Source organism: Trichococcus flocculiformis (assembly GCF_900113645.1).
Lineage (GTDB): Bacteria > Bacillota > Bacilli > Lactobacillales > Aerococcaceae > Trichococcus > Trichococcus flocculiformis.
Genome location: NZ_FOQC01000031.1, coordinates 1 through 11,062, shown reverse-complemented (window position 1 = coordinate 11,062; position 11,062 = coordinate 1). Strand labels below are relative to the sequence as shown.

The following is an 11,062-nucleotide window of genomic DNA, read 5'->3' as shown; positions in this document are numbered from 1 at the left end:
ATCTAATTCCGGATTCCTCTTGTTTTTTGAAGAAAAAATCTTTCAGTTCCTCTATTGGTAGTTGCCGTTGCAACAATTCCGATAAAACTCGTCGATTATCATGAGATATAAAGATACACGCGACAACCGTATTTGCTAAATCCCCCAACTTCATCTTTCCTCTTAGCTCAGAAAACAATCTGTACAACATTTCTTTTGTATTTATTTTGTTCAAAATACTCACTCCTATCCTTCTCTATCATAACATAGTATTCCATAACTAATTTTGATTAGTCAAAAAAATTTCCACTCTCGTCCGTTTGTGGCGATTTTCCAATAATTGTGACGTAAGAATCGCTTGTTCGAGATTTGTTTTGGATAGCCCCAACTTCCCTGTAGTCAAACGGAGTGCAGTAACTTTCGGCAGCCGGTCACTGTTGTCTTCCAAAAATTGGCAAACACTGGTTGCCCCTTCAATATTTTTGGCTTTATGCGGACTTGCAGCAACAAAAATATCACTGTAACGTTCGGTATCCAGCAAAGCTTCAAAATCAAACATCTTCACTTTGTTATATTCGATGAATCTAAACACTTCTTTCTTTATTCCATGTCTTTTACATATTTGTTGGACACAAGCATCCGACAACTGGCAATCTCCCAAAACAAGAATCTTCTCCGCAAATCCAGCTTCCATCTTAAACACTGCAACCACTCCCTCTGTTCGATTTCATATATTTATAATAACATACTCTCCATTACGTGTAAAGTATAAACTGATTAGTATTTAATAACTATTTTTATTATAGGTTTATAACTAGGAATAAATTACCCATCAGCTCGGAAAGCCAAGTTGAAGTTTCTTTTAGTTGGAATACAAGAATAGCCATGCTATAATAATGCTAACAAAAAGAGGACATGCGTCAACATGCCCCCTTGTGTAGTACCGTTAAAGACGGTAACGAGAAAGTTAATTTATACTAAAAATAACCGCGACCTCGCAAAGATGACGGTTATTTTTTTTGCTCTTTTTTGGCTTCTACTATAGCAGTCACAAGTTGAACAATTGCGGTAATTAAACCGACAACTGCAACCATCACTGCTAGAATAGTCTCAAGCAAAAGGCTGGCTCCTTTCTCCAGATTTAGGTTGTACACTAATGCGCACCACCTCACTTTCGATTAAATCCCGCCACCGTCATTAACTTTTCTACGTCATTGATTATAGCACATATCATAGTTACGAAAACCATACTATTAATACCTTTGCATTGAAAGTTTAATATACACTATTATAAGCTTCAGCATAATGCTGAAGCTTCAAAAACTAGAAAGCCCCTCGCTTCCGATCAGATATCGGAAGCAAGAGGCTTGTTTGTTTACGGAATTTAGCTATCGAATGTGCGGATTTCCCAACGAGGACGCTGTCACCGGGAATTCGGCCTCCGAAATGAGTAATTCCTCCTCAATCCCGCACCCGCATAACCGTCTCCCTCTCGATCACTTCATGCGGCACGATCATCTTCGGCAGCAGTGCGCTCGGTTCGTTGAGTTGGCGGATCAGGAGGGCGGCGGCTTGTCTGGCCAGTTCCTGTACGTGGATGTCGATGGTCGTCAGGAACGGGTGGGACAGGGTCGCAAAGACGGAATTGTTGAAGCTGATCAGCGAGATGTCGTCCGGAACTTTGTACTTGTCCAGCTGCAGATACTGCAGGACACGCAAAGCTTGGCGGTCATCGCCGACGACGAGTCCGGTCGGTTGGGTCTCTTCGAGGAACTCCTGGAAAGCCATGAAATCAGTCGGCGTTTCGAAATAGAGTTCCGGATGGACGGTCAGGTTGGCGTCGCGTAAGGCATCGGAATAGCCTTTATAGCGTTCCTTATCGACGACTTGCGAAGGCGTCAGACCGACATAGCCAATCCGCTGGTGCCCATGCTGGATCAGGCAGTCGGCCGCCGATTTGCCGGACAGGCGGTTGTCGTTGTCGATATAGATTGTTTCGTTCTCGTAGACATCCGGTTTCCCCAGCAGTGCGTATGGAATCTTCTCATCATGCAGGAACTTGCGGATCGGATCTTTCGCCTCCGAATACAACAGGATGAAGCCATCGACCAGTTTGCGTTGATGCATCAAGCGTACGCTGTCCTTCAGTTCCGCCATCGTCTTACCGGTCGCCAGGGAAATCATGTATTTCTGTTCGTTGCAGACGACGCCGATTTCCTGGATCATCTCCAGGAAGAGCGGATTCTGCGCAGGATTCCCCATCGTTCCCACCGGCAGAATCACACCGATTGTCTGCGTGGACTTATTGGCCAGGTTCTGGGCGGCGAAGTTGGGCGTGTAGCCCAGTTTCTGCATCGCTTGGCGCACTTTCACTTTTGTGTTTTCGCTGATCAGCGGACTGTCCTTCAACGTGCGTGAGACGGTTGAAGTAGCGACGCCCGCTTCTCTGGCGACATCTTTTATCGTAACGGCCATAGGCATTTTCCTCAGGTTCATTTTTGTATCTCTAGATTACCATTTAAAAGTGTAATTTTGAACCCTTGTCGCTAAAGTATTTGGCGTCAGAACGATATTGTCCCAGCCCGGATGATGGATGGCGTCCGGCATCTCCTGCGCTTCGATCGCCAAGCCGAGGTGGCTTTGCATCGGGCGTCCGTTCACAAGGTATGGCTCATTCATGTCAGTCGTCGAAAACAACACGATGCTGCTGCGGTTGCTGGACAGCGCCATTTCCCGGCCACTGCCCGCATCGCTGAGGACCAACTGCTTTTGTTCGTCCGAGTGCATCAGGAACACGTCGTCGAATCCTTCCGGCTTTTTTTGAATGGCGTCGCCGATAACAGTCGCTTCGCGGAAATCGAAAGCCGTCCCGTCGACGGCGCGTTTTTTTCCGGTCGGCAGCTTATCTGTATCCAATTCCAGTACTTCTTCGCAGGCCAGCTGCAAAGTGTGCTCGGTGATCGGACGCTTGGCCTCGCCGCTCAAGTTGAAATAGATGTGGCTCGTCGGATTGAACAGCGTCTCTTCAGGGCTGGTGCCTGTCATCTTGATTGTCAGGCACCCTTCCGTATCGAGGGAGTAGCTGGTTTTCGCCTGCAGTCGGCCGGGATAGCCGACCGCTTCAGGCGTCGATTCCAATGTAAAAGTAACGGTCACAGCTTCTGCCGTCTCTTCGGTCGTAAAGTTCCAGAACTGTTGGCCCCAGCCGCGGCTGCCGCCGTGGATATGGTTTTCTCCGGCGTTCTGCTCAAGCTGCACCGTGCCCCATTTGCCCTCAGCGATGCGGCCCGCGACCGGTCCTACGGTGGCGCCGAAGGAGGCTTGGTCGTTTCCGTAGGCTTCGGCATCAGCCAGGCCGAGGACGATGTTTTCGCTCTTGCCTGCCCGGTCCGGCACCAACAGGCTGATCAGCCGTGCGCCGTAGTTGATGCAGCTGACGGACATGCCGTTCGGCTGGCTCAAATCGATGCGCATGACTTGTTCCGTTCCGATGCTGCCCCATTCGCGGACAGAGATGCTAGCCATTGGCCGTCGCCTTCTCCCACGTATCGCGCAGGACGGCAAGCGACAAGTCGCTCGTGTCCGCCAAGACGCGGTCGGCTTGCGCCAGCACTTCAGCGTCGCCGATTGCGATCGCAGGAATATGCGCAGCTTTGATGGCCTCCACGCCTGAAGCGGCATCTTCCACGCCGATGCACTCGGCTGGTTTTGCCCCTGCCAGCTCCGCGCCGGCCAAGAAGATGTCCGGAGCCGGTTTACCTGCAGCCACTGAGGCTGGATCGACGATGCCGTCGAAGTAGTCCTTGACCTGCAAAAGCTCCAGGATGCCAGGTGCATTCTTGCTGGCGGAAGTCACGATCGCCTTCAGACCCGCTTCGCGCAATTCTTCCAAAAGCGGCAGGATGCCAGGCAGGATGTCCGCCGGTGTCATTTCCTGGATCAATTCCAGATAATGGTCATTTTTCTTTGTGCACAAGGCTTCTTTTTCAGCTGTGGAATATTTATCCGCCAAGCCGCCGAATGCCAGGATGCGCTCGAGCGAATCGATGCGGCTGACACCCTTCAGCTCTTCATTGAAGGCTTCGTCAACGGTGACCCCCAACTCCGCGCCGAGGTCACGCCAGGCCAAAAAATGGAATTTGGCAGTGTCGGTGATGACGCCGTCCAAGTCGAACAATACTGCTTTCAACATTTCTTTCTCTCCTTTGGTGCCGCTCATGCGGACACGGTCTTTTTCAGTGCGACTTTGATTTCATCTTTCAGTTGCAGTTCTTCATCATAGATGCGGACAGACAACGCTTCGCCTTTTACTAAGGTCAGGCTGACGTGTTCTTCGTTCACCGCGATCAGGATCAAGCTACCGCGGTAGTTGATGTGGAATTGGTAGTGCGTCCAGTCTTTCGGCAAGAACGGCGCGAAGCTCAGACCGTCTTTGGCGCGCATGCCGGCGAAGCCTTCCGCAATCGTCAACCAGCTACCGGTCATCGAAGTGATGTGCAAGCCGTCTTCGGTATCATTGTTGTAGTTGTCCAGATCCAGGCGGGCAGTGCGTTGGTACAGTTCCACAGCTTTTTCTTCCTTGTGCAGCTCGGCCGCAAGGATCGCGTGGATGCATGGCGACAAGCTTGATTCATGCACGGTCATCGGCTCGTAGAAGTCAAAGTTGCGTTCTTTTTCTTCCAGCGTGAATTCGTCACCGAACAGGTAAATCCCTTGCAGGACGTCGGCTTGTTTGATGAAGCAAGAACGCAAAATCTTGTCCCATGACCAGTGTTGGTTCAATGGCAAATCAGCTTTGTCCAGCGCGCTGACCGGTTTCAGATCTTTGTCCAGGAACGTGTCGTGCTGCACGAAAACTTGGCGCTCCTCATCGTACGGGAAGTACATGTTGTCGATGATGTCCTGCCATTTTGCTTTTTCGGCTGCGGTGATGCCCAATGCTGCTGCGCGTTCCGGATACTTCTCCAAGCTTTCCAAAGTATAGCGCAGCACCCAGACAGCCAAACGGTTTGTGTACCAGTTGTTGTTGATGTTGTTTTCGTACTCGTTCGGTCCGGTTACGCCATGGATCATGTAGCATTGCTTGTTTTGTGAGAAGTGTACGCGGTCCGCCCAGAAACGGCTGACGGCGCTGAGCACTTCCAGCCCTTCTTCGGCCAGGTAGCTTTCATCCCCTGTATAGGCGGTGTAATTGTAGATTGCGTAAGGGATCGCACCATTGCGGTGGATTTCCTCGAAAGTGATTTCCCATTCATTGTGGCACTCCACGCCGGTGAAGGTCACCATCGGATACAACGCGCCCTTCAACCCTTGTTGCTTCGCATTATGGAAAGCACCCGGCAATTGGTTGTGGCGGTATTTCAAGAGATTGCGGGTAACTTCCGGCTCGGTAACCGCCAAGTAGAGCGGCACGCCGTAAGCTTCCGTATCCCAGTAGGTAGCGCCGCCGTATTTCTCGCCGGTGAAGCCTTTCGGTCCGATGTTCAGGCGCTCATCTTCGCCGTAATAAGTAGAGAACAGTTGGAACAGGTTGAAACGGATGCCTTGTTGCGCTTCGTCATCTCCGCCGATTTCGACATCCGCCAGATCCCAACGCTTAGTCCACAGATTCGCTTGTTTTGCTTCCAATTCTTCGAAACTTTGGCCAGCTACTTTGGTGGCGTAGATTTCTTCGGCAGTTGCTGCCAGCTGGTCCTTCGCATGATCGCGGCTCGTCGTCAGCGTCACGTATTTCTCTAATAAAAGGACTTGGCCGTTTCCGGCTTCCCCTTCGAACACTTGGGAGACGAACAATTCTTTGCTGTTGTTGCCTTTTTGATTGAAGCCTGTCGCTTTGTGGTGCATCGCTGCAGCCACACTGAAACGTTCAATGCCGAAGTTGTTCGGGATCGTTTCGACGACCAGCGTATCGTCCGTTTGTTCGACCCATTCCCAGAACATTTCATCATAGTTGGCATCTTCGTTTTGGACATTCCCGTCCAGAGCACTTTCGATACGGATCGCGGCCTTTTCCGAGGCTGTGATTTCCACTTTGATAGCGCAAAGTTCCTTGATGTCGATGCTCAGGAAGCGGGTGAAATGGACGGTGATTTCTTTACCGTTCTTCACTACCGTAAAGAAGCGTTCCAAGCGGCCTTTTTTCATATCCAACGTCAAGTCGAAGTCTTTCACTTCATCGGTGTAAAGATCGATTTCTTCTCCGTCCACAAAGATGTGCATATACAGAAAATTCATCGCATTGATCACTTTTCCGAAATATTCCGGGTAGCCGTTTTTCCACCAGCCGACGCGTGTTTTGTCGGGATACCAGACGCCCGCCAGATACGTGCCTTGATGGTGATCGCCCGAATAGGCTTCCTCGAAGTTTCCGCGCATGCCCATGTAGCCGTTGCCGAGACTGGTCAGACTTTCCTGCAGGCGGCGATTTTCTTTGTCTAATTGTTTGGTTGTTACTTTCCAAGGATTGATTTCAAAAATTTGTTGCGTCATTATTGGTTCCCCCTTATTTGTTCTTCCCCCTTAGTTTACGTGCAATCGGTTGCATTGTCAATGCAAAAGTTGCATTATTATTTCCGACGCATGATTTCCTTGGCATTGAGACGTTTTCTTCATCTATCCGTTTAAAAACCAATTTATTCTGAAATAGACCGCTTGCAAAATTTCTGGATATGGTCTATACTTTGAATCGCAAACGTTGCAATCGATTGCACCGATAAATTTGAGAGGAGTTTTAAAATGAAAAATATATTTACATTCGATTTTTGGCAAAAATTCGGTAAGGCTTTGATGGTCGTTATAGCGGTCATGCCGGCAGCTGGTTTGATGATCAGTATCGGCAAGATGATCGCTATGTTCTCTGGAGATGTCCAATTGTTACTGACAACGGCTGGGGTCATCGAAGATCTTGGCTGGGCTGTCATCGTCAACCTGCATATCCTGTTCGCTGTCGCCATCGGGGGTTCCTGGGCGAAAGAACGTGCCGGCGGAGCCTTCGCAGCACTGCTTGCCTTCATCCTGATCAACCGCACGACCGGCAAACTTTTCGCAGTGACCGGAGATATGCTGGCTACTGAAGGCGCGACTACCAAAACCTTGTTCGGCCAGGACATCCTGGTGAATGGTTACTTTACCAATGTTTTGGGCGCGCCCGCTTTGAATATGGGTGTCTTCGTTGGGATCATCGCCGGTTTTGTCGGTGCGGTCATCTTCAACAAATACTACAATTACCGCAAACTTCCTGATGCGTTGTCCTTCTTCAACGGCAAACGCTTCGTGCCTTTCGTCGTCATCGGCTGGTCCGTACTCATTTCCCTTGCCTTGGCAATCATCTGGCCAGTCGTTCAGACCGGCATCAATAATTTCGGGATTTGGATCGCGGATTCTGCCGACACCGCACCGATCTTGGCACCTTTCGTCTACGGTACGCTCGAGCGTCTGTTGTTACCGTTCGGTCTGCACCATATGCTGACGATTCCGATGAACTACACGTCTTTGGGTGGAACTTACACCATTTTGACAGGCGCTGCCGCAGGTTCGCAAGTGTTCGGACAAGATCCGCTTTGGTTGGCTTGGGCCAGCGATTTGGTGAACCTGAACAACGCAGGCGATACAGCAGCCTACAATGAATTATTGAACGCATTCACTCCGGCCCGCTTCAAAGTAGGCCAAATGATCGGCGCTGCCGGCAGCTTGATGGGCTTGGCTTACGCTATGTACCGCAATGTCGATGTCGACAAACGTCCGAAATACAAGTCCATGTTCTTCTCGGCAGCCATCGCTGTTTTCCTGACAGGTGTTACTGAACCGCTTGAGTACATGTTCATGTTCGCTGCACCGCTGCTTTACGGCGTTTACGCAGTTCTGCAAGGGGTCGCATTCGCTATGGCCGACATCATCAGCCTGCGCGTCCACTCCTTCGGTATGCTGGAATTCCTGACCCGCATCCCGATGTCCTTGAAAGCCGGCTTATGGTTGGATGTCGTCAACTACATCTGGGTGACGGTCGCGTTTGCTGTCATCATGTACTTCGTCGCCAACTTCATGATCAAACGCTTCAAATTCGCAACGCCAGGCCGTTTGGGCAACTACACGGACTTCGACGGCGAAGCGGAAGAAGCTGCTCCTGCCACTGCGACACCGGAAGGCAACGCTGGTGCATCCGATAACGATAAACTAGTTTGGAACATCATCGACGCATTCGGCGGCCAAGAAAACATCACTGAAGTCGATGCTTGCATGACCCGTCTGCGCGTCACCGTCAAAGACGAAACGAAAGTGGCCGAAGACAAAAAATGGTCCACATTGGGTGCACGCGGCGTCATCCGCAAAGGCAAAGGTATCCAAGTCGTGTACGGTCCGCAAGCAGATGTCCTGAAATCTGATATAATAGATTTATTAGGAAGATAGGAAAAGCGGAACGGGTTCGTTCAGCCCTGAAAGAAATTTAGGAAATCGTGCCGACTGAGCATCGAAGAGCGCAATTGCTGAGAGACTTTCTGCGTCAGCAGATTAGTCGAACAGTATGTCTTGGCTCGCAGAGACAAGAGGTTCCTTATTCTTTTTTCCGAAGGGCTTACCCGTGTAGCTAGCCATCATTTTGGATGCACGAAACACTTTAAAAGTCTGTAAAACATCCCAAATGATGCACTTTCTATTTTAAAAGATTATCTTAATAACTATATATTTAGAATGGAGAGGACCACATGAAACTACTGACTTTGAATACGTACAGCTGGGTTCAAACAGCAGACCCCGAAACTTACGCCGCCCTGATTGCGGACATCCTGGAAAACCAATATGACGCAATCGCTTTGCAGGAGGTGAATCAGCTCTCTACCGGCCCGGTCATTAACGATCCGGTAGGCTATCACGCGACTCAGAATGAAATCCCGATAAAGGAAAACAACTTCGCTTATTTCCTCGTGAAGGCGTTGGCAGAAAAAGGCCTTGCGTATCAGTGGTCCTGGGTACCGTGCCATGTAGGCTACGACATCTACGATGAGGGCATTGCCCTGTTGAGCAAAGTACCGATTCAGTCAGTGGAACAAGTCCAACTCTCAGCAAGCAATGATTTCGAAAGCCTCCACACACGCCGCGCTTTGGTCCTCGAGACAGAAGCGGCCGCGTTCGTCTCCGTCCACCTGTCCTGGTGGAAAGATGAAGAAGAAAATCCTTTCCTAAGGGAGTGGGCTTCCGTGGAAACAGCCGTCAAAAACTTACGCAGCAAGAAGCCCGTCTACGTCATGGGCGACTTCAACAACCCAGCCGATGTCCGCAACGAAGGTTACGACCTAATCACGAACGACGGCTGGCAGGACGCCTACGCCGTCGCTGCAGCCCGCATCGGTTCTGCAACCGTTCCACCGGCAATCGACGGCTGGGAAGGAAACGAATTGTCTTTGCGCATCGACTACATCTTCTCGGATCAACCGCAAGCGGTCGAAACGTATGAAGTTAAGTTCGATGGTAAGAAATTGCCTATCGTGTCTGATCATTATGGGGTTGCGGTCACGTATGCGTGAACTTAATCTGTTTGGATGAAAGAAGGTCTACCTCGCGCGAGGTAGATCTTCTTTTTACATTTAGTTTTGTTGGACCCAGTGGCGGGGGTGCCGCGAAATGCGGAATTAGCCCGCCAAAAGCGTTTTGACGGGCTAATTCACTTCGTCACCTACATTCTTATATCGTTTTTCCACTTACTTCCCGCAGCATTTCTTGTATTTCTTGCCGCTCCCGCAAGGACAAGGGTCATTGCGGCCGATTTTTGGTTCATTGACGATTGGCGTCACCTTCGGTTGGTGCACGAAATTCAGATTGTTGTTGGTCAGCTGCTCAAAATAGTTCTCTTCGGAAGAATCTTCTTCATTTTCAAAATACGCCCAGTTCCTCATTTCACCGATCGTATCATCGATTTTTTGTAAGTTTCTATCTCTCTCGGCTCTGTACAGTACCATCGACTGGCCTTCCACCATGGCCTGATCTACGGAGCCCATACCAATCAGGAAAGAATCCACCTTATCATTCTTATAGGCTTCCTTTATTTCATCATACACCTCGCCCGGGTAGATATCCGTACAGAGATTTATCAGCAACGTGAGAATGGTTGGATTATCGATCGTGGGAAGCAGTTCTTTGTAATAAGCCATAAGCTCCTGCCGTTCGAGCTCCCCGTTCAATGTCAAAATAGCCAAGGCGGTTAGCGCTTCAACTTTAATATACTTATCGACTTCCTCGTCCTCAACCAGTTGCTTTATGGATGCCACATCATTTCCGCAAATGGATGCCATTATCCTTCCGGCATAATCTGTCATCGCGTCTCCAAACAACTTGTCCGTCAGCCCATTCGGCAGACTGAACAGTTCCAGCACAATAGGATAAGCTTCCTTGACTCTGAACTGAGCCAACAGAAGAACCGCATAAATATGCCCTAAATAATCAAAGTTGTTGCTGAATTGTTCCGCATTATCCCTCACCTCTTCAAGGAAAGCCATCAATAAAGGAATCGCTTCTTCTTTTCTGGCAATAATTTCCGCCAACTCTTCCTCAGGGAAAATCCTGTCGGGATCACATTTGATGCGATCAATTAGTTCAGCCATCGTCTTTTCGGAATGGCCAAAAGTACCTGTCGTGCATTTTGGATCATTGTCGTTTAATTGATTATCCACTGCTTCCAACACGGTTTCTTTCAATTCTCTGCTCACCATCACTAACACCTCACCAATGATATAGGTTTTTGTCACTGCTTTTTTATGTACCTCTAGTTTACCATACACAAACTTTACAGGGCACACCTGAGTGGAGGCGATTACCAAAAATGTTGAACAACACAAGCCAAAAAGGCGTAGTTGTCTGTAAACGAGACAGCCCCACCTTTTTGTGTTTTCGCATGTGCGGTTGCAGAATTCACACAATTTTAAACGACTACTTCTATTTTTAACTTTCCGCCTGCAGATTCCACAATATCATTCAATGTTTGTACACTAATATTTTGAGTACCTTTTTCAACTCGGGCAATGTAAGATTGTTTTTTCCCAGTTAGATTAGCTAATTCAGATTGGGTTAACTGTTTTTCTGCTCTAATTTT

General features: G+C 49.1%; 9 protein-coding genes and 2 pseudogenes. 2 read left to right on the top strand and 9 right to left on the bottom strand.

The annotated features are described in order from the left end of the window. Positions 1–259: 259 nt before the first annotated feature. The 6 genes from BMZ71_RS10160 to BMZ71_RS10140 all read right to left on the bottom strand — a co-directional run bounded on the left by BMZ71_RS10160 (position 260) and on the right by BMZ71_RS10140 (position 6,468). Positions 260–682, bottom strand: a complete 423-nt coding sequence (locus BMZ71_RS10160; protein ID WP_086988940.1) for a hypothetical protein — start codon at positions 680–682, stop codon at positions 260–262. Between the two features lie 307 nt (positions 683–989). Beyond that, positions 990–1,133 carry a hypothetical protein gene (locus tag BMZ71_RS14925; protein WP_177187583.1) on the bottom strand — a complete coding sequence of 48 codons (144 nt, stop codon included), beginning with the start codon at positions 1,131–1,133 and terminating at the stop codon, positions 990–992. 307 nt (positions 1,134–1,440) lie between these two features. Then, entirely contained in the window at positions 1,441–2,454 is a 1,014-nt protein-coding gene (locus BMZ71_RS10155) for a LacI family DNA-binding transcriptional regulator (RefSeq protein WP_177187582.1), read from the bottom strand. Positions 2,455–2,490: 36 nt separating this feature from the next. After that, complete coding sequence (locus BMZ71_RS10150) at positions 2,491–3,504, bottom strand: aldose epimerase family protein (RefSeq protein WP_086988938.1); 1,014 nt, start codon at positions 3,502–3,504, stop codon at positions 2,491–2,493. After that, on the bottom strand, positions 3,497–4,171 hold the full coding sequence (gene pgmB / locus BMZ71_RS10145) for a beta-phosphoglucomutase (RefSeq protein ID WP_086988954.1): 675 nt from the start codon (positions 4,169–4,171) through the stop codon (positions 3,497–3,499). Before pgmB ends, BMZ71_RS10150 begins: the two co-directional genes overlap by 8 nt. 23 nt (positions 4,172–4,194) lie before the next feature. Next, complete coding sequence (locus tag BMZ71_RS10140) at positions 4,195–6,468, bottom strand: glycoside hydrolase family 65 protein (protein WP_086988937.1); 2,274 nt, start codon at positions 6,466–6,468, stop codon at positions 4,195–4,197. 246 nt (positions 6,469–6,714) lie between these two features. On the opposite strand from BMZ71_RS10140, the gene BMZ71_RS10135 reads away from it, so the two are divergent. Then, entirely contained in the window at positions 6,715–8,385 is a 1,671-nt protein-coding gene (locus BMZ71_RS10135; RefSeq protein WP_086988936.1) for a PTS transporter subunit IIBC, read from the top strand. A gap of 296 nt (positions 8,386–8,681) precedes the next feature. Continuing rightward, a complete protein-coding gene (locus BMZ71_RS10130; RefSeq protein WP_086988935.1) occupies positions 8,682–9,500 on the top strand; it encodes an endonuclease/exonuclease/phosphatase family protein in 819 nt (272 codons plus the stop codon). Between the two features lie 174 nt (positions 9,501–9,674). Here the strand turns inward: BMZ71_RS10130 and BMZ71_RS15535 are convergent. The 3 genes and pseudogenes from BMZ71_RS15535 to BMZ71_RS15530 all read right to left on the bottom strand — a co-directional run. Next, a pseudogene (locus BMZ71_RS15535) lies at positions 9,675–9,752 on the bottom strand (SEC-C metal-binding domain-containing protein); the annotation flags it as partial. 108 nt (positions 9,753–9,860) lie between these two features. Beyond that, positions 9,861–10,574: pseudogene (locus BMZ71_RS15350) on the bottom strand (DUF1186 domain-containing protein); the annotation flags it as partial. 317 nt (positions 10,575–10,891) lie between these two features. Then, positions 10,892–11,059, bottom strand: a complete 168-nt coding sequence (locus BMZ71_RS15530; RefSeq protein ID WP_425445173.1) for a helix-turn-helix domain-containing protein — start codon at positions 11,057–11,059, stop codon at positions 10,892–10,894. Positions 11,060–11,062: the final 3 nt, after the last annotated feature.